Consider the following 15486-nt stretch of genomic DNA (forward strand, 5'->3'; position numbering starts at 1 on the left):
CCTCCGCCGAGCAGGAGGACCCATGAGCGAGACCCCGAGGCGCAGGCCCCTCGAACCCCTCGACCCCGCCGACCAGGGCGTCGCGGGCGAGCTGCGCCGCGACCGCTTCCTCGGCGACCGCGACCTCACGCGCTGGGTGACGCCGGTCGGCCGGATCCTCGCCCGCGTCGTGGAGCGGATCATGCGGGCGCTCGGCCCGTACGCGGCGCTCGTGATCACGCTGCTGGTCGGTCTCGTGCTCGCGTTCGGCCTCGCCGCGATCGCCGCGCAGGTCTACGACAACGTGACCGACGCCGACGGGGTCGCCGGCCTCGACAAGCCGCTCCTCGCCTTCATGATCGGCATCCGCACGCCGTGGCTCAACGACGCCGCGACCGCGTACACGGACGTCGCGGGCGTCGTGGTCATGCCGATCATCGCGGTGGTGACGATGCTGTTCCTCGCCATCCGGCGGCGCTCGTGGACCCCGGTCATCCTCGTGCTCGCGGCCGGCGGCGGATCCCTCCTGCTCACCGTCGCCGGCAAGGACATCATCGACCGCGCCCGCCCCGACCTCGCCGACGCGGTGCCGCCGTACGAGACCTCGCCGTCGTTCCCGAGCGGCCACACGCAAAACGCGGTCGCGATCGCCGGGATCCTCGCCTACCTGCTCCTCCTGCGCCAGCACCGCCGCGCGACCCGCGTGCTCTCGATCACGGTGGCCGTGGTCTTCGCCGTCACCATCGGCGCCACCCGCGTGTATCTCGGCCACCACTGGTTCACGGATGTGCTGGCCGCCTTCTTCCTCGGCGGCGCGTGGCTGGCGCTGGTGATCACGGCGCATCGGCTGTACCTGACGGCCCGCCGGCCGGAGCCTGTGGAGGCGGGGCCCGTCGGCTGATCCGTCCGGGGTGTGTCACGGTGGAGACATGGACGACAGGCGCGACTTCGAGCACGACTCCGCGGCACACCAGCGTCTGACGGGTGAGCCGTCGGCTCGTCAGATCCTCGTGCTGATCGCGGTGACCGCGTTCATGTCCGCGTCCGCCCTGGCCTTCGTCGAGCTCGAGTTCGTGATGCGGATCGTCGTGATGGTGGTCGTGATGCTGGTGCTCATGCTGATCGGCCGGGTCGTCATCCGCCGCAGCAACCTCCGCCGGCACCGCTAGCGCGCGCGCCAGGGTCGCTCCGTGCAACCCTTGCCGCATGGATCTCGAGGTCGGCCCCGCGCTGACCATCCCCGCGGCTGAGCTGCGGTGGCGGTTCTCGCGGTCGTCCGGGCCCGGCGGGCAGCACGTCAACACGTCGGACAGCCGGGTGCAGCTCACGTGGAGCCCGGCCGAGTCCCTGGTGCTGACCGATCAGCAGCGGGAGAGGATCCTCGACCGGCTCGGCCGACGCCTGGTCGCCGGGACCATCACGGTGGCGGTCTCCGAGCAGCGGTCGCAGCTGCGGAATCGGGTGGCCGCGCTCGACGCTCTCCGCGAGATCGTGGAGGATGCGCTCGCGCCCGACGCCGCCCCGCGACGACCGACCCGGCCCACGAAGGGCTCGCAGCGTCGCCGCCTCGCGGCCAAGACGCAGCGCTCCGCCACGAAGCAGCAGCGCAAGCGGCCGACCGGCGACTGAGCGCGCTGGTGGACGGGCGTCAGCGGATCAGGCGGACGCCCCCACGGACACATCGGCCCGGTCCCACCCCAGCGCCTCGCCGATCTGCTTGATCGCCGCGAGCGAGCGCAGGTTGAAGTCGACGCCGAGCTGGTTGGGGATCGTGACGAGGAGGGTGTCCGCCGCGGCGATCGCCTGGTCGGCACCGAGCTCCTCGATGAGGCGCTCGGGGGTGCCGATGTAGGAGCGGCCGAAGCGCCACTTCTCGCCGCCGACCTGGCCGACCTGGTCCTTGCCCTCGATCTGCGAGCGGACGCCGAAGTAAGCTTCCGACTCGTCGTCGATGATCGGGATGATGCTGCGGCTGACGCTCACGCGCGGCTCCCACGCGTGCCCGGCGGCGGCCCAGCCGTCGCGGAACAGCTGGATCTGCTCGGCCTGGAGCACGTCGAGCGGCACGCCGGTGTCCTCCGAGAGGAGCGTCGACGACATGAGGTTCATGCCCTGCTCGGCCGCCCATTGGCCGGTCGCGCGCGTGCCGGCGCCCCACCAGATCCGCTCGCGCAGGCCAGGCGACTGCGGCGTGATCGCGACGCCGCCCGCGATGATGCCGCGCTGCGGGGCCGCGGTCGCGAGCTCCTCGCCCTCGAGCGCGCGGAGGAAGAGGTCGGTGTGGCGGCGGGCCATGTCGGCGTCGGTCTCGCCGTCGCGGGGCACGTAGCCGAACGACTCGTAGCCGGCCTCGACCTGCTCGGGCGATCCGCGGCTGATGCCGAGCTGCACCCGGCGGTTGGAGATGAGGTCGGTCATGGCCGCCTCCTCCGCCATGTAGAGGGGGTTCTCGTAGCGCATGTCGACGACGCCGGTGCCGATCTCGATCCGGCTGGTGCGGCTCGCGATGGCGGCCAGCAGCGGGAACGGCGACGCCTGCTGCGGCGCGAAGTGGTGCACGCGGAAGTACGCGCCGTCGATGCCGATCTCCTCCGCCGCGACGGCGAGGTCGATCGACTGGAGGAGCGAGTCCTGAGCGGTGCGCACGCGGGATCCGCGCACGTCCTGCCAGTGGTTGAACGACAGGAAGCCGATCTTCGTGGCCATGGGGCGCTCCTCGGTGCTCGACGGCGACGGATCCGGGTGGATGCGTCTGCATGGAGTCGAACCGCCGCGGGGCGCTGGCCTATTCCCGGCCTCGACCCCGCGGCCTCATCGGCCTACGCTCCGACCATGCACCGCATCTTCACGACGCCGTTCGCCGTGGTCTACCCGCTCTACGTGAAGAAGGTCGAGCGCAAGGGGCACACGCAGGCGGAGGTCGACCAGGTGATCACCTGGCTCACCGGCTTCGACGCCGTGGAGCTCCAGCACCACCTCGAGGCGGAGACCACCTTCGAGGACTTCTTCGCGGCCGCCCGCCTCACCCCGCTCGCCGACGAGGTGCGCGGCGTGATCTGCGGCGTCCGCATCGAGGAGATCGACGATCCGCTGATGAAGCAGGTGCGGATCCTCGACAAGCTCGTCGACGAGATCGCCCGCGGCCGCCCGATGGCGAAGGTGCTGCGCGGATGAGGGTCGCTCGTGGTCAGTAGTGGTCGCGCGCTTGCAGGATCACGATGTGCTCGTCGGTGACCAGATAGACCAGGCGATTCGCCTCGTCGATGCGCCGTGACCACGCGCCCGAGAGGATGTGCTTGAGGGGCTCGGGCTTGCCCGGTCCCGCGAACGGGTCGCGCATCACGTCCCGGATCAGCGCGTTGATCCGCTTGAGCGTCTTGCGATCCTGGCTCTGCCAGTAGGTGCAGTCCTTCCAGCCGTCGGCGTCGAAGGCGAGCTGTCGGCTCACTCCTCGATCAGCTCGTGCGTCTCGAACTCGCCTCGGCGTGCCCGCTCGAGCGCGCCCAGCAGCCGCTGCGCACCCTTGGCGTTCCGGAGCAGGTAGGCCGTCTCCGTGATCGCGTCGAAGTCGTCCTTCGAGATCAAGACGGCGTTGCCGTGCTTCGAGACGACCTCCACGGGAGAGTGGTCGTCGTTGACCTGCTGGATGAGTCCGAACAGGTTCCGACGAGCGTCGGATGCGGTGATGGCGGACATGACGGGACCCCTTGATCTGGTACCGGAAAGCGTACCACTTGCGAGTCGATCAGGAGGAGGCGACTTCGGCTTCTGAGGCGATGCGCACGGCATCCGCCAGCACCGAGGACGGCAGCACGGCGCTCGCGTGCAGCACCTCGATCCCGAGCAGGCGACCGTCGGCGTCGAAGTCGAGGGCGACCTCGCCGCGCTCGCCGGGCGTCGCGATCGAGTGGATCGTCGTGGCCGCGTGACCGTCGCCGAGGGGGTCGGCCAGCGCGATGTACGCGGCGTCCGCGACCGCGTCGTAGGTCACGCGCATCACGCGCCCTCTCCCATCACCCGACGGAACGCGTCGAGCGTCTCGCGCAGCACCTCGGCGAGGTCGCTCGTGCCGTCGCCGTCGGAGAGCCAGCGGCCGATGGAGACGCCGAAGACCGTCGCGGTGGCGTGCGCGACGAGCACGGCGGTGAGCGGATCCGCCCCGCGCTCCACGAAGCCCGCGCGCACGGCCTCCTGCATCGCCGCCACCTTTCGCATCTCGCGCTCCTGCAGCCCGGCGTCGTCGCCGATGATGCGCTTGCGGGCGAGCAGGGTGTCGCGCCCCTCCGCGAACTGCGAGGCGACGACCTCCGGGAAGCCGTCCTCGACGACCTGGAGCGGGGATCGGTCGGCGGGCGCGGCGCGGATGATGCGCGTGACGAGCGCCGGCAGCTCGTCCTCCTCGGCGAAGAGCACCTCGCGCTTGTCGGCGAAGTGACGGAAGAAGGTGCGGGTGGTGAGGCCGGCGCGGGCGGTGATCTGGGGCACGGTCGTCTCCGCGAAGCCCTGGGTGCGGAACAGCTCGAGGGCGGCGCCGGCCAGGCGCTCGCGCGTGTCGGGCTGCCATCTGCTCATGCATCGATCCTAGGTGATGACACGGCGTGCCATGGCTGTGTATGGTGATGACACGCGATGTCATCGGGCAGCGCGATCCTCAGATCGGAGATCCGCCGTGCCCACCGAAACCGCCGCCTGGCTCGCCTCGTCCGCCGCCGACCTCACCGTCGGATCCGCGCCGCGCACCGCACCCCGCGAGGGCGAGGTCGCCATCCGCGTGCGCGCCGTCGCCATCAACCCGCTCGACACCATGAAGCAGCACATGGGCGACCTCATGTACCGCTGGCTCCCGCACCCCGCGGTGCTCGGCGAGGACGTCGCGGGCGTCGTCGAGGTGGTCGGCCCCGGTGTCACGCGCTTCGCCGTCGGCGACCGGGTCGTCGCGTACGCGGTCGGCATGGAGAAGGGGCGGCGGCACCAGGCGGAGGGCGGGTTCCAGACGCGCGCCATCGTCCGCACCGTCCTCGCGTCGCCGATCCCGGACGCGATGCGCTTCGAGGACGCCGCCGTCCTCCCGCTCGGCATCTCGACCGCCGCGTCGGCGCTGTTCGGCGCCGGCCAGCTCGGCCTGCGCATGCCCCACGCCACCACGCCGCCGACGGGGGAGACGGTGGTGGTGTGGGGCGGATCCACCAGCGTCGGCCTGAACGCGATCCAGCTCGCGGTCGCGGCCGGGTACGACGTCGTCACGACCGCCTCGCCGCGCAACCACGAGCTCGTGCGCTCGCTCGGTGCGAGCCGCGCCTTCGACTACCGGAGCCCGACGGCCGTGCGGGACATCACGCGGCACCTGGCCGGCCGACCCGTGGCGGGCGTGCTCGCGATCGGCACCGGATCCGGCGGCCCGGCCGTCGACATCGCCATCGCGATGGGCGCCACCCGGGTCAGCATGGCGAGCCCGCCGGTGTCGTTCGAGACGCTGCCGCGCGGTGGCCGGGTGGGTCTGCCGCTGGTGCGCCTCGGGATCCGCATGGGCACCGCCACCCCGGCCCTGATCCTGCGGGCGCGCGTCCGCGGCATCCGAGCGACCTTCATCTGGGGCAGCGCCCTCATGCACGACGAGGTCGGCCCGATGCTCTGGGAGCGCTTCCTGCCGGCCGCGCTGGCCGAGCGCCGCTACGTCGCGGCGCCGGCGGCCGAGGTGGTCGGCACCGGGCTCGAGGCGATCCAGCCCGCGATGGACCGCCTCCGCCAGGGCGTCTCGGCGCGGAAGCTGGTGGTCACGCTGGGCGACCGGCATGACCTGCGCGGCTAGCGTGGAGAGCATCACCTACCGAGGAGCACCCGCATGAGCCGCATCACCGTCGACCAGCTCGCCGCCCTGCATTCGCCCGTCCTCATCGACGTGCGCGAGCCCGACGAGTACGCCGCGGGCCACGCGCCCGGCGCCGTCAACCTGCCCATGTCGCAGCTCGAGGCGCGCGTCGACGAGGTGCCGACCGACGCGCCCGTGCACGTGATCTGCCAGTCCGGCGGTCGCAGCGCTCGGGTGACCGAGGCGCTCGCGGCCCGGGGCGTCGACGCGGTCGACGTCGAGGGCGGCACGAGCGCCTGGATCTCCGCCGGGCACCCCGTCGACCGCGCCTGAGCCTGGCGGCGTCCGCCGTCGCGTCCGTACGATCGGGGCATGCCCGCCGCCGCGCACGAGGTCCTGACCGTCCCCGACCGGGCCGCGTGGCGCGACTGGCTCGACGCGCACGAGGAGGCGTCCGACGGCGTGTGGCTGGTGCTCGCGAAGAAGGGCACGACGGATCCGACGTCGCTCACCTACGCCGAGGCCCTCGACGAGGCGCTGTGCAGCGGGTGGATCGACGGGCAGACCGCGAGCATCGACGAGCGGATCTTCCGCCGCCGATTCACCCCGCGGCGGAAGGCGTCGCTGTGGTCGGAGCGGAACATCGGGCTGGTCGCGACGCTCACCGCGGAGGGCCGGATGCGTCCGGCCGGGATCCGCGAGGTGGAGCGCGCGCAGGCCGACGGCCGGTGGGAGCGCGCCTACGCGGGCCAGGCGTCAGCCGCCGAGCCCGAGGATCTGACGGCCGCGCTCGCCGCATCGCCCGCCGCGGCCGCGACCTTCGCGACGCTGTCCAAGGTCAACCGCTACGCCGTGATCCACCGGGTGTCGACGGCGCCGAACGCGACCGTCCGTGCGAACCGGCTCGCGAAGCTCGTCGCGATGCTCGAGCGCGGGGAGACGCCGCACCCGCAGTGACGAGGCGGCGGATCAGGTCGCGGCGGCGGACCAGTCGCGCGCCAGCACCGACATGACGACCTCGTCGTGGAACGCGCCGTCGTGGAAGACGTTCTCGCGCAGCACGCCCTCCTCGACGAAGCCGACCTTGCGGTAGGTCGCCCGGGCCCGGGCGTTGTACGCGAAGACGTGCAGCTCGATCCGGTTCAGACCCATCTCGCGGAAGCCGTAGTCGACGAGCGTGCGCACGGCGTCGGTGCCGTAGCCGGAGCCCGTGTGCTCGGAGCCGATCATCACCGTGAGCGTGGCCGCGCGGTTCAGGAGTCCCGCGCCGTAGAGCGTGACGTGGCCGACGAGGCGGCCGGAGATCCGGTCGGTGACGCAGAAGGCGACATCGCCCGCCGCATCCTTCGCGCTCCACTTCCGGAACATCTCGGCGACGTCGCCCTCGGGCCGCGGCCGCACCGTGAGCTGCTGCAGGACCGCCCACTCCGGATCGCGCCACCACCGCACGAGGTCGGGCAGGTCGGCGTCCTCGAGCGCGCGCAGCCGGATCCGCTCGCCCTGCAGGATCCCCGCGCCGTACCGCTGCGGGTCGCCCGCGTCCGTCCATGCCATGCGGACATCGTGCCACCCGGGCCGCCGACCGCGCGCCGTGCTCGCACGCGCCGCGGCCGCCGCGGGCCCTGGCACGCGGGAGGCCCGGGCGGGGAGATCGACCCGCCCGGGCCTTCGTGGTGCTGTCCGCTGTCGTCGGGAACGGCGTCGTCGCCGCGCCGTGGCCTGTGGATCAGCGCGTCGACCGAGTGAGCGCTACTGCTCGCAGTGCGAGTTCCAGGTGTCGGGGAGCTTGATGTAGATGCCCTTGCTGCACGGGGCGTGGCCCGTGCTGACCGCGACGATCGTGGCGGCCATGAACCCACCGACGGTTGCGCAGGCCACGGGGATGAGCGCGAAGAAGGAGCAGACGGCAGCGGCGGCCACGGCGGCGCCGGCCCCGATGAGACCACGGAGCCAGTCGTGGTTGATGTACAGCGTGTACCAGTGGACGAGGTGGTTGTACCAGTGCTTGGACTCCGTGATCGAGCCGCCGCTGGTGGCTGAGGCCGAGATGTCGTCCGAGGTCGGCGAGGCGTGGAGCTCGGCCTTCATGCTCTCCAGGGAGGCGGCCATCTTGGGGTCCGACGCGGCAGCGGCGCGGAGGCTCGCGGTCTGCGCGTCGGCTGCGGCGGTCTGCTCGGGCGACAGGCCCATCCAGTTGTCGATGTGCTGACCGTTCACCTCGATGCCGGTCTTCGCCGCGTGGACGACGTCGGCCTCGGTGATCCTGCCCGACGTGACGTCGTCGAGCAGGTGCCCGCTCTCGATCGAGTGGCCGACTCGGGCCTCGGGGGAGTGGGGATCGCCGGTCGCGAACGCTCCGCTGCCGGGAGCGGCGACGACGAGTCCGACGGCGGCGACGGCGCCGATGGCGACCGCGGTGAAGATGGAGCGGGTGGAGCGGGTGGTGCGGGTCCGGCGCATGCTGGACATGCGGTTCCTCTCTCTCGGGGAGCGGCGTACATCGCCACCCTCGGAACCTAGGGCGCACCGGGGCCCCCGTATGGGGGCCATGGTGTCCAGCTGGCCAACGTCAGACGAACGACTGACGAGAACGCTCGATCCTCAGTCGGCGGTGCCGAGCGTCAGCGTCAGGACCCCGTCGCGCACCTCGACCGTCGTGCCGCGGTGGTCGCGCACGCGGGGGAGGCCGACGGTGGTCTCGCTCTCGTGGTCGCCGACCACGACTACGCGCATGCCCGCGGCGAGGCCCGCGCGGATGCCGGCCTCGGCGTCCTCGTAGACGATCGCGTCCGCGGGATCCACGCCCAGGCGCGACGCCGCCAGCAGGTAGCCGTCCGGGTGCGGCTTGCCGTTCTCCACGTCCTCGGCGGTGACGAGCAGGTCGGGCACGCGGACGCCGGCGCCGATGAGGCGGGCGCGCGCCAGCTCGCGGCCCGCGCTCGTGACCAGGGCGTGGGATCCGGCGGGCAGCGCGGCCACGAGGTCGCGGGCGCCGGGGATCTCGACCGTCGCGGGGCTGCCGTCGAGCTCGAGCCGATCGAGCTCGGCGAGGAGGGCGGGCACGTCGCTGCCGGCGGGCGCGAACCGGGCGATGCTGTCGGCGGCGCGCACGCCGTGGATCCGGCGCAGGAGGTCGGCCGGGTCGTGGCCGAAGCGCACGGCGAGCATCGTCCAGATCTCCTCCACGAGCGCGGTCGAGTCGACGAGCGTCCCGTCCATGTCGAGGAGGAGCGCGCGGGCGGTGAGCGTGACGGGTGCGGTCATGCATCCATCCTCCCGGACGGGTGGCAGCTGGACACGCCCCGGTCGGCCACGATGGAGGGGACGCCGCGATCCCACGCTGCGCGGGCGGAGTCGGCATGGGCGCGGGTGACACGGACGAGGTCGAGGCCGGGAAGATCCGGACGCTCACGGGCATCGCGGCCTTCACCCTGATGCTGGGGATGCTGATCGTGGGGCTCGTGCCGGATCTGTCGACCGAGGGCGGCCGGGCCGGGGGCACCCCCGCGTGGTTCGGCGGGGGCCTCTTCGCGGTGCCCGGCCTCGCGGGCCTCGGCTGGGCCGCTGTCCGAGCGATCCGACTGCGGAGGCGATCCCGTGGCTGACGTGCTGGCGGTGGTGCTCAAGATCGTGATCATCGTGTGCCTGATCGGCAGCGGGGTCTCCTCGTTCCGCACCGTGAACCACACCTCGCGGACGAACGAGCCCGCACCCCTGTCGATGTCCCGGACCGGAGCCGTGTGCGGCGCGATCGGGATCGTCGCGGTGATCGCGCAGTTCGTCACCGACTGACCCGACGGCTCGGAGTCCTGCCACGGTCCTCCACAAGCCGCACCGCTTACGGCTGCCGCCGGGCCCGGCCGCCCGCCGCGGTCCGCCCGTAGCCTGGGCGCATGGCGAGGACCACCGGGCGCGGGCGCGCAGCGCACCACGTGGTCATCGGCGCCGGGCTCGCCGGGGCGGCCACCGCGTGGCAGCTGGCCAGCCGCGGGCACGAGGTCACGGTGCTGGAGCGCGACCGGCCGGCGAGCATGCTCGGCAGCTCGCACGGATCCGCGCGCATCCTCCGCTACGCCTACGACGACCCCTTCTACGTGCGGCTGATGCGCGACGCCCGCGTGCTCTGGGATCGGCTCGAGCGCACCACGGGCGCGCACCTCGTGACCCCGACCGGATCCGTCGACTCCGGGCTGGTGCGCCGCCCCGCCGAGCTCGCGCGCGTGCTCGAGCGCGTCGGCATCGAGCACGAGCTGATGACCGCGCGCGAGGCCGAGGAGCGCTGGCCCGAGATGTCCTTCGACTCCGACGTGCTGTTCCACCCCGCCGCGGGCGTCGTCGACGCCGAGACCGCGGTGCGCACGATGCTCGACCTCGCCGTCGGGCATGGGGCCGTCGTGCACGAGGGCTGGGAGGTCGCGTCCGTCGAGCGGGTCGGCGCGGGCTTCGCCGTGGTCTCGGATGACGGTCGCCGCGTCGAGGGCGACAGCGTCATCGTGGGCGCAGGGGCGTGGCTTCCCGAGCTGCTCGGTGGCGCGCTGCCGCTGCCGCGTGCCGCGCTCGACCGCATCCCGCCGCTGCGCGTGCGGCAGGAGCAGGTGTTCCACTTCGCGTACATGGACGGGCCGCCCGCCCGTGCTGTGCCGACCTCCATCCACATGGACGAGCGCATGCAGGTCTACGCGCTGCCCGGCGGCCGCGACGTGGACGGCCGCGGCCACAAGGTCGCCGAGTTCGACGGCGGGCGCGTGATCCCGTCGGCCGCGCACCAGGACGGCGTCGTGGATCCGGCCAACCGCGCCCGCGTCGTCGACTGGGTGCGCCGGAACCTGCCGGGCGTCGAGCCCGTGCCGTACGCGGAGGCGACCTGCCTGTTCACGAGCACGCCCACCGAGGACTTCGTGATCGACCGGGTCGACGGGATCACGATCGTCTCGCCCTGCTCCGGCCACGGCGCCAAGTTCGCGCCGCTGATCGGCAGCCTCGCGGCGGATGCGGCGACCGGCGAGCGCGTCGAGCCGCGGTTCGCGCTCGCGCCCTGAGCGGGGATCCGTCGGGCCGCTGACGCGGGGAGCCGCCGGGCGTCAGACCGTCTGCGCGCGCCCGCGGCCGCCGGTGCGCACGCGGGTACGGCCCGGCTCCCGCGGTGCCGCGCGCTCGGCCGCCCGCTCCCGATCCGCCGCCAGCCGCGCCAGCTCGGCGCGCAGCTCGTCGACGCGGTCGTCGCGCCCCTCCTCGGGGAACGCGCCCGGCAGCAGCTGCGGGGCGAGGCGCGCGCGCACGATCTGCTCGAGCGCCGAGTCGCGCGCGATGACCAGCACCTCGCGGAGCGCCTCAGGGTCGCGCGACAGGGCGCCGAGCCGTGCGACGATCTCCTCCGCGATCTCGGCGCGCAGCCGGAGCCCCGGCACGTCGCCCTCGCGGTAGTCGTCGGGCCGGCGTCCCTTGCCGTCGCGCAGCGCCGCGCGGTCGCGGGCCATGCGCAGCCGCTCGGCCTCGCCTCGCTTCTCGCCGATGAGCTCGGCCAGCTCGCCGCGGAGCGCCTCGATGAGCGACTCCTCGTCGTACGGGCGGCGCTCCCGGAGCGTGCGCAGGATGATCCGGTTGACCATCTGGATCCGCAGCGCGACGCCCACGAGCAGCAGCGCCTCCTCGACGAGCACCTCCTTCTGCGCCGGATCCGCGGCGACGCGGGCGGCCACGGACGGCGGAGGAGCGCCCGGCTTGGAGGGCTTGGAGGGCTTCGCGGGGCGGATGCGGGGCCGGGGCATGACGTCCTCCCGGTCCGCTCGCTCCACCGGCGAGGTGATCCCAGATTACGCGGAACGGCCGACGTCGGGGCGGGCCGCGCCCCCATCCCCGTGCCCATCCGCGGGCGTCACCGGTGGTCGGTGCCGGCCGCCGTCAGCCCATCGTGCGCCGCAGGAACGCGAGCGTGCCGAGCTCGTCGTCGATGCCGCCGCCGTCGTGGCCGTTGTACTCCCACTCGACGATCTCCTTCTCGCCGGCGTAGGAGTTGAAGGCGCCGTAGACGGTGGAGGGCGGGCAGGTCGCGTCCATGAGGCCGACCGAGAAGCGGGCGGGTGCGGTCGCGCGGCTCGAGAACGCGACGCCGTCGAAGTACCGCAGCACGGCGTGCACGTCCTCGCCGCGGCCCCGGTGCGTCTTCAGGTAGTCGACGACCTCGTGGTACGGGTACGCGTCGGTGATGTGCGTGGCGCGCTCGATGTCGCAGAGGAACGGCACGTACGCGGAGACCGCGGCGACGTCGTCGCGCAGGCCGGCGACCGCGATGGCCATGCCGCCGCCCTGGCTGCCGCCCTGCACGGCGATGCGCGACGGATCCACGACGTCGAGCGACCGCGCCACGTCGACCGCGCGCACCGCGTCGGTGAAGAGGCGGCGGTAGTAGTAGGTCTCCCGGGAGGCGATGCCGCGGGTCATGAAGCCGGGGATCGCGGGTCCGGCCTCGCCGTGGTCGGCGGTGTCGCCCGCGCTCCAGTACGAGCCCTGGCCGCGGGTGTCCATCTGCAGGTGGGCGAAGCCGGCGGCCGCGTAGATCAGCGTCTCCTCGGCGCGACCACGGCCGCCGCCGTAGCCGACGTACGAGACGACGGTGGGCAGCGGGCCGGTCGCGCCCGCGGGGGTGCGGAGCCAGGCGCGCACGTCGGTGCCGCCGGATCCCGCGAAGGTCACGTCCTGCACGTCGACGAGCGCGAGGTCGGTGTCGACCGGCGCGAGCCGGACGTCGAGGTCGTGCTGCGCGGCCTCGGCGAGGGTGTCGGCCCAGAACGCGTCGAAGTCCTCGGGGTCGACGTGGCTGCTGACGTGCGCGCGGGCGGCGTCGACGGGTTCGATGAGCATGGATCCTCCGGGCGTTCGGCGTTCGGCGTTCGGCGTTCGGCGTTCGGCGTTGGGCGGGTCGGCGTCCGCGTGCCGTCGGGCCGCGTCGCCTCGATCATCATGCCCCGGTCAGCGGAAGAGCGGCTCCCCGGCGGCGGGATCGGCGAGCTCGTGGTCGAGGAAGGTCCAGATCCACTCGAGCGCCCGCGCGCGGTCGAGGCCGGGCGCCTTCTGCGAGAGCTGCGTCGGTCCGCGACCGGCTGACCCTCCGCTTCGGCCGCGTCGGCGAGGAGGAGGGGCCGCCCCGGCGCGTCGAGCCACACGCGATCGTCGCCCGGCGCGCGCGGTGGTACCTCGTGGCGTGGGACCTCGACCGCGACGACTGGCGCACCTTCCGGCTCGACCGGATGCTGCCGCGCACGCCCACCGGCCCGAGGTTCGCGCCGCGGGAGCTGCCCGCGGCGGACGCGCGGACGTTCCTCGCGGCCCGTGCGAAGGGATCCGCCGCGGAGGACCGCTGGCCCTGCACGGGCGAGGTTGTCGTCGAGCTGCTCGCCCGCGAGGTCGCCCCGTGGATCGGCGACGGCGCGATGGAGGGGGTGTCGGCGACGTCGACGCGGATCACCGTCGCCTCGTGGTCGCGGACCGGGGTCCTGGCCGCGCGGCTCCGCTCCGCGCAGGAGCCGCCGCGCGCCTGACGGCACCGCCGCGCGTCCCTCAGCTCACATGCACATCCGGCCGCCGCGACCGCACAGGCTCCGCCCGCCGCAGCACCTCGCGCGTGACCGGGGCGACCTCGCCGGTGCCCGTCACGAGGAAGCGGAGGAGGTTGCCGACCGGCGACCCCTCCGTCCACTCGAAGTAGACGCCGGGCTTCACGCCCGTGAGGTCGCGCACGGCGAGGAGCACCGCGGCGATCGTGTTGGGGACGTTGCCGCTCGTCACCTGGAGCACGCGGAAGCCGCAGCGCACGATGCCGCGCACCACGAGGTCCTCCTCGAACTCCGAGGAGTCGCCCGGGGTCACCTCGAGGAAGATCACGGGGGCCCGGGCCGGGATCCCGCTGTCGCGCCGCTCGTCGCTCGCCTTGCGGCGGTACTCCGCGATCTGCTCCTCCTCGGTCAGCGCCTCGTCGGGCTCGTCCGGCTCGTGGGCGATGATGCTCACCGCGCCGTAGTCCTCGGCGTCCTCGGTGACGAAGGCGCGCGCCCGCTCGTCCATCGTGAGCGAGGTCGCGCGGAGCTGGAACGAGCGCTGCACGCGGCTGACGATCGAGACCACGAGGATCCCGAGGATGAACAGCGCGGCGATCCGCACGCCGTCCGGCCGCTCGATCACGTTGACGACCGTCGTGTACGCGAACACCGTCGCGATCACCGCGAAGCCGATGGTGCGCTTGCGCTGCCCGGCCTTCCTCGCCGACAGCGTCACCGCGACCGACGCCGAGGTGATGAGCACGAGCACGCCCGTCGCGTAGGCGCCGGCCTGCGCATCGACGTCGGCCTGGAACACGAGCGTCACGATCACGGCGATGGCCGTGAAGACGAGCACGAGCGGGCGCACGGCCGCGGCCCAGTGCGGCGCCATGCCGTAGCGCGGCAGGTAGCGCGGCACGATGTTGAGCAGCCCGGCCATCGCGGAGGCGCCCGCGAACCAGAGGATGCAGATCGTGCTGATGTCGTAGAGCGTGCCGAAGCCGTCGCCGAGGAACTGGTGCGCGAGGTACGCGAGCGCGCGGCCGCTGGCCTTGCCGCCGTCCTGGAACTCGGCCTGCGGGATCAGCAGGGTCGTCACGAAGCTCGACGTGATGAGGAACGCGCTCATGATGAGCGCGGCCACCGTGAGCAGGCGCTTCGTGCCGTGGATCCGCGCCCGCGGCACCCCGTCGGCGTCGTCCTCGCCGCGCACCTGCGGCATCACGGCGACGCCCGTCTCGAACCCGGAGAGGCCGAGCGCGAGCTTCGGGAACACGATGAGCGCGATGCCCACCATCACGAGCGGGTTGCCGTGCTGCGCCGTGAGCGCCGCCCACCAGTCGTCGATGACGACGAGGTCGCCGGCCACGTGGAAGAGGGAGACGACGATCACGATGGCGTTGAGCGTGAGGAAGACGCCCACCAGCACGACCGCGATGGAGATCGCCTCCCTGAACCCGCGCAGGAACACGAACGCGAGCGCGGCCAGCAGCACGAGCGTCAGCAGCACCTCGTTGCCCTGGAACCAGTCCGGCGCGAACGGGTTCTCGACGGCGTGCGCGGTCGCATCCGCCGCCGACAGCGTGATGGTGATGAGGAAGTCGGTCGCCGCGAACCCGAGCAGCACGAGCACGAAGAGCTTGCCGCCCCACCAGGGGAGGAGGCGTTCGAGCATGGCGATGGATCCCTCGCCGCGGGGGCTCTCGCGCGCCACCCGCCGGTAGACGGGGAGCGCGCCGAGCAGCGTCAGGAGGATGAGGACGAGCGTCGCGAGCGGCGACAGCAGCCCCGCCGCGACGGCCGCGATGGCCGGCTGGTAGCCGAGGGTGGAGAAGTAGTCGACGCCCGTGAGGCACATGACGCGCCACCACGAGTGCGTCTTCTCGACGGTCTCGGCATGCGGGCCGGGGTGGGAGCCGGACGCGCCGGGCAGTCCGTCGAGGAGCCACGCGGTGATCCCGGCGCGGGCGCGGCGCTGCTCGGGCGCGCGCAGCAGCTTCGGCGCGCTCACGACCGGGCCGCCGAGGTGGCGGAGCGGAGCGGGGACGTCATCTGACCGTGATCCGGGCAGTGCACGGGGGATCCTCCTGAGGCGGCGCCGGGACCCCGTCTCGCGGATGCGACGGTCGGGCCCGGCATCATCGTCGGCCCATCGTGCCACTT

At 73.1% G+C, this 15486-nt stretch carries 23 protein-coding genes; 11 read left to right on the top strand and 12 right to left on the bottom strand.

What is annotated here, in order from left to right:
• Positions 1-22 precede the first annotated feature (22 nt).
• The 3 genes from FGD68_RS02905 to arfB are packed head-to-tail and all read left to right on the top strand — an operon-like array spanning position 23 to position 1608.
• The gene (locus FGD68_RS02905) at positions 23-880 is read left to right on the top strand and encodes a phosphatase PAP2 family protein (RefSeq protein ID WP_119372891.1); all 858 of its coding nucleotides are present in this window, start codon (positions 23-25) and stop codon (positions 878-880) included.
• A 28-nt stretch (positions 881-908) separates the two neighbouring features.
• Entirely contained in the window at positions 909-1148 is a 240-nt protein-coding gene (locus tag FGD68_RS02910) for a hypothetical protein (RefSeq protein WP_119372890.1), read from the top strand.
• 37 nt (positions 1149-1185) lie between these two features.
• Entirely contained in the window at positions 1186-1608 is a 423-nt protein-coding gene (arfB, locus tag FGD68_RS02915) for an alternative ribosome rescue aminoacyl-tRNA hydrolase ArfB (protein ID WP_119372889.1), read from the top strand.
• Between the two features lie 27 nt (positions 1609-1635).
• Here arfB and FGD68_RS02920 read toward each other — a convergent pair whose 3' ends face one another.
• The gene (locus tag FGD68_RS02920) at positions 1636-2685 is read right to left on the bottom strand and encodes an LLM class flavin-dependent oxidoreductase (protein ID WP_119372888.1); all 1050 of its coding nucleotides are present in this window, start codon (positions 2683-2685) and stop codon (positions 1636-1638) included.
• Between the two features lie 126 nt (positions 2686-2811).
• Here FGD68_RS02920 and FGD68_RS02925 point away from each other — a divergent pair, with 126 nt between their 5' ends.
• Positions 2812-3153: a DUF2200 domain-containing protein gene (locus FGD68_RS02925; RefSeq protein ID WP_119372887.1), complete on the top strand. Its 342-nt coding sequence runs from the start codon at positions 2812-2814 to the stop codon at positions 3151-3153.
• 13 nt (positions 3154-3166) lie between these two features.
• On the opposite strand, the gene FGD68_RS02930 is transcribed toward FGD68_RS02925, so the two are convergent.
• The 4 genes from FGD68_RS02930 to FGD68_RS02945 are packed head-to-tail and all read right to left on the bottom strand — an operon-like array spanning position 3167 to position 4551.
• On the bottom strand, positions 3167-3427 hold the full coding sequence (locus tag FGD68_RS02930) for a Txe/YoeB family addiction module toxin (protein ID WP_119372886.1): 261 nt from the start codon (positions 3425-3427) through the stop codon (positions 3167-3169).
• On the bottom strand, positions 3424-3675 hold the full coding sequence (locus tag FGD68_RS02935; protein ID WP_086527408.1) for a type II toxin-antitoxin system Phd/YefM family antitoxin: 252 nt from the start codon (positions 3673-3675) through the stop codon (positions 3424-3426). Before FGD68_RS02935 ends, FGD68_RS02930 begins: the two co-directional genes overlap by 4 nt.
• A gap of 49 nt (positions 3676-3724) precedes the next feature.
• Entirely contained in the window at positions 3725-3976 is a 252-nt protein-coding gene (locus FGD68_RS02940; RefSeq protein WP_119372894.1) for a DUF2283 domain-containing protein, read from the bottom strand.
• Positions 3976-4551, bottom strand: coding sequence for a TetR/AcrR family transcriptional regulator (locus FGD68_RS02945; protein ID WP_119372885.1), 576 nt, complete (start codon positions 4549-4551; stop codon positions 3976-3978). Before FGD68_RS02945 ends, FGD68_RS02940 begins: the two co-directional genes overlap by 1 nt.
• Before the next feature lie 97 nt (positions 4552-4648).
• Here FGD68_RS02945 and FGD68_RS02950 point away from each other — a divergent pair, with 97 nt between their 5' ends.
• From FGD68_RS02950 to FGD68_RS02960, 3 genes are read left to right on the top strand one after another with little or no spacing between them, the layout of a single operon-like run.
• Positions 4649-5788 carry a zinc-binding alcohol dehydrogenase family protein gene (locus tag FGD68_RS02950; RefSeq protein ID WP_119372884.1) on the top strand — a complete coding sequence of 380 codons (1140 nt, stop codon included), beginning with the start codon at positions 4649-4651 and terminating at the stop codon, positions 5786-5788.
• A gap of 33 nt (positions 5789-5821) precedes the next feature.
• Complete coding sequence (locus FGD68_RS02955) at positions 5822-6121, top strand: rhodanese-like domain-containing protein (RefSeq protein ID WP_119372883.1); 300 nt, start codon at positions 5822-5824, stop codon at positions 6119-6121.
• A gap of 39 nt (positions 6122-6160) precedes the next feature.
• Entirely contained in the window at positions 6161-6745 is a 585-nt protein-coding gene (locus tag FGD68_RS02960; protein WP_119372882.1) for a YdeI/OmpD-associated family protein, read from the top strand.
• 12 nt (positions 6746-6757) lie between these two features.
• Here the strand turns inward: FGD68_RS02960 and FGD68_RS02965 are convergent, their stop codons facing one another.
• The 3 genes from FGD68_RS02965 to FGD68_RS02975 form a co-directional block, all read right to left on the bottom strand.
• Entirely contained in the window at positions 6758-7342 is a 585-nt protein-coding gene (locus FGD68_RS02965) for a GNAT family N-acetyltransferase (protein WP_119372881.1), read from the bottom strand.
• Between the two features lie 195 nt (positions 7343-7537).
• Positions 7538-8257, bottom strand: coding sequence for a hypothetical protein (locus FGD68_RS02970; RefSeq protein WP_119373904.1), 720 nt, complete (start codon positions 8255-8257; stop codon positions 7538-7540).
• A 132-nt stretch (positions 8258-8389) separates the two neighbouring features.
• Positions 8390-9052, bottom strand: coding sequence for an HAD-IA family hydrolase (locus FGD68_RS02975; RefSeq protein ID WP_237609751.1), 663 nt, complete (start codon positions 9050-9052; stop codon positions 8390-8392).
• Positions 9053-9147: 95 nt separating this feature from the next.
• Here FGD68_RS02975 and FGD68_RS02980 point away from each other — a divergent pair, with 95 nt between their 5' ends.
• From FGD68_RS02980 to FGD68_RS02990, 3 genes are all read left to right on the top strand, one after another.
• Positions 9148-9393 (top strand): hypothetical protein, encoded by a 246-nt coding sequence (locus FGD68_RS02980; RefSeq protein WP_119373791.1) that lies wholly within the window; start codon positions 9148-9150, stop codon positions 9391-9393.
• Positions 9386-9580 carry a hypothetical protein gene (locus FGD68_RS02985; protein ID WP_119373790.1) on the top strand — a complete coding sequence of 65 codons (195 nt, stop codon included), beginning with the start codon at positions 9386-9388 and terminating at the stop codon, positions 9578-9580. The genes FGD68_RS02980 and FGD68_RS02985 overlap by 8 nt, the downstream gene beginning before the upstream one ends.
• Before the next feature lie 101 nt (positions 9581-9681).
• Positions 9682-10827, top strand: coding sequence for an FAD-dependent oxidoreductase (locus tag FGD68_RS02990; protein WP_237609752.1), 1146 nt, complete (start codon positions 9682-9684; stop codon positions 10825-10827).
• Positions 10828-10869: 42 nt separating this feature from the next.
• On the opposite strand, the gene FGD68_RS02995 is transcribed toward FGD68_RS02990, so the two are convergent.
• The 3 genes from FGD68_RS02995 to FGD68_RS03005 form a co-directional block, all read right to left on the bottom strand.
• Positions 10870-11556, bottom strand: coding sequence for a coiled-coil domain-containing protein (locus FGD68_RS02995; RefSeq protein ID WP_237609753.1), 687 nt, complete (start codon positions 11554-11556; stop codon positions 10870-10872).
• Between the two features lie 133 nt (positions 11557-11689).
• Positions 11690-12649 carry an acetylxylan esterase gene (locus FGD68_RS03000; protein ID WP_119372537.1) on the bottom strand — a complete coding sequence of 320 codons (960 nt, stop codon included), beginning with the start codon at positions 12647-12649 and terminating at the stop codon, positions 11690-11692.
• Positions 12650-12757: 108 nt separating this feature from the next.
• Positions 12758-12949 carry a hypothetical protein gene (locus tag FGD68_RS03005; RefSeq protein WP_237609754.1) on the bottom strand — a complete coding sequence of 64 codons (192 nt, stop codon included), beginning with the start codon at positions 12947-12949 and terminating at the stop codon, positions 12758-12760.
• On the opposite strand from FGD68_RS03005, the gene FGD68_RS03010 reads away from it, so the two are divergent.
• Positions 12889-13326, top strand: a complete 438-nt coding sequence (locus tag FGD68_RS03010) for a helix-turn-helix transcriptional regulator (RefSeq protein WP_237610025.1) — start codon at positions 12889-12891, stop codon at positions 13324-13326. The two genes, FGD68_RS03005 and FGD68_RS03010, sit on opposite strands and share 61 nt — an antisense overlap.
• 19 nt (positions 13327-13345) lie before the next feature.
• Here FGD68_RS03010 and FGD68_RS03015 read toward each other — a convergent pair whose 3' ends face one another.
• Positions 13346-15334, bottom strand: a complete 1989-nt coding sequence (locus FGD68_RS03015) for an APC family permease (RefSeq protein ID WP_119372536.1) — start codon at positions 15332-15334, stop codon at positions 13346-13348.
• Between the last annotated feature and the right edge of the window lie 152 nt (positions 15335-15486).

Origin of the sequence: Clavibacter californiensis, from assembly GCF_021952865.1 — a bacterium.
GTDB lineage: Bacteria > Actinomycetota > Actinomycetes > Actinomycetales > Microbacteriaceae > Clavibacter > Clavibacter californiensis.

What these genes read in the sequence shown, in the direction of transcription:
- FGD68_RS02935 (WP_086527408.1), bottom strand. Translation starts at nt 3,675, where the DNA reads ATGTCCGCCATCACCGCATCCGACGCTCGTCGGAACCTGTTCGGACTC.
- FGD68_RS02970 (WP_119373904.1), bottom strand. Translation starts at nt 8,257, where the DNA reads ATGTCCAGCATGCGCCGGACCCGCACCACCCGCTCCACCCGCTCCATC.
- FGD68_RS02965 (WP_119372881.1), bottom strand. Translation starts at nt 7,342, where the DNA reads ATGGCATGGACGGACGCGGGCGACCCGCAGCGGTACGGCGCGGGGATC.
- FGD68_RS02905 (WP_119372891.1), top strand. Translation starts at nt 23, where the DNA reads ATGAGCGAGACCCCGAGGCGCAGGCCCCTCGAACCCCTCGACCCCGCC.
- FGD68_RS02995 (WP_237609753.1), bottom strand. Translation starts at nt 11,556, where the DNA reads ATGCCCCGGCCCCGCATCCGCCCCGCGAAGCCCTCCAAGCCCTCCAAG.
- FGD68_RS02955 (WP_119372883.1), top strand. Translation starts at nt 5,822, where the DNA reads ATGAGCCGCATCACCGTCGACCAGCTCGCCGCCCTGCATTCGCCCGTC.
- arfB (WP_119372889.1), top strand. Translation starts at nt 1,186, where the DNA reads ATGGATCTCGAGGTCGGCCCCGCGCTGACCATCCCCGCGGCTGAGCTG.
- FGD68_RS02945 (WP_119372885.1), bottom strand. Translation starts at nt 4,551, where the DNA reads ATGAGCAGATGGCAGCCCGACACGCGCGAGCGCCTGGCCGGCGCCGCC.
- FGD68_RS02925 (WP_119372887.1), top strand. Translation starts at nt 2,812, where the DNA reads ATGCACCGCATCTTCACGACGCCGTTCGCCGTGGTCTACCCGCTCTAC.
- FGD68_RS02990 (WP_237609752.1), top strand. Translation starts at nt 9,682, where the DNA reads ATGGCGAGGACCACCGGGCGCGGGCGCGCAGCGCACCACGTGGTCATC.
- FGD68_RS02910 (WP_119372890.1), top strand. Translation starts at nt 909, where the DNA reads ATGGACGACAGGCGCGACTTCGAGCACGACTCCGCGGCACACCAGCGT.
- FGD68_RS02975 (WP_237609751.1), bottom strand. Translation starts at nt 9,052, where the DNA reads ATGACCGCACCCGTCACGCTCACCGCCCGCGCGCTCCTCCTCGACATG.
- FGD68_RS02940 (WP_119372894.1), bottom strand. Translation starts at nt 3,976, where the DNA reads ATGCGCGTGACCTACGACGCGGTCGCGGACGCCGCGTACATCGCGCTG.
- FGD68_RS02980 (WP_119373791.1), top strand. Translation starts at nt 9,148, where the DNA reads ATGGGCGCGGGTGACACGGACGAGGTCGAGGCCGGGAAGATCCGGACG.
- FGD68_RS02960 (WP_119372882.1), top strand. Translation starts at nt 6,161, where the DNA reads ATGCCCGCCGCCGCGCACGAGGTCCTGACCGTCCCCGACCGGGCCGCG.
- FGD68_RS03000 (WP_119372537.1), bottom strand. Translation starts at nt 12,649, where the DNA reads ATGCTCATCGAACCCGTCGACGCCGCCCGCGCGCACGTCAGCAGCCAC.
- FGD68_RS02920 (WP_119372888.1), bottom strand. Translation starts at nt 2,685, where the DNA reads ATGGCCACGAAGATCGGCTTCCTGTCGTTCAACCACTGGCAGGACGTG.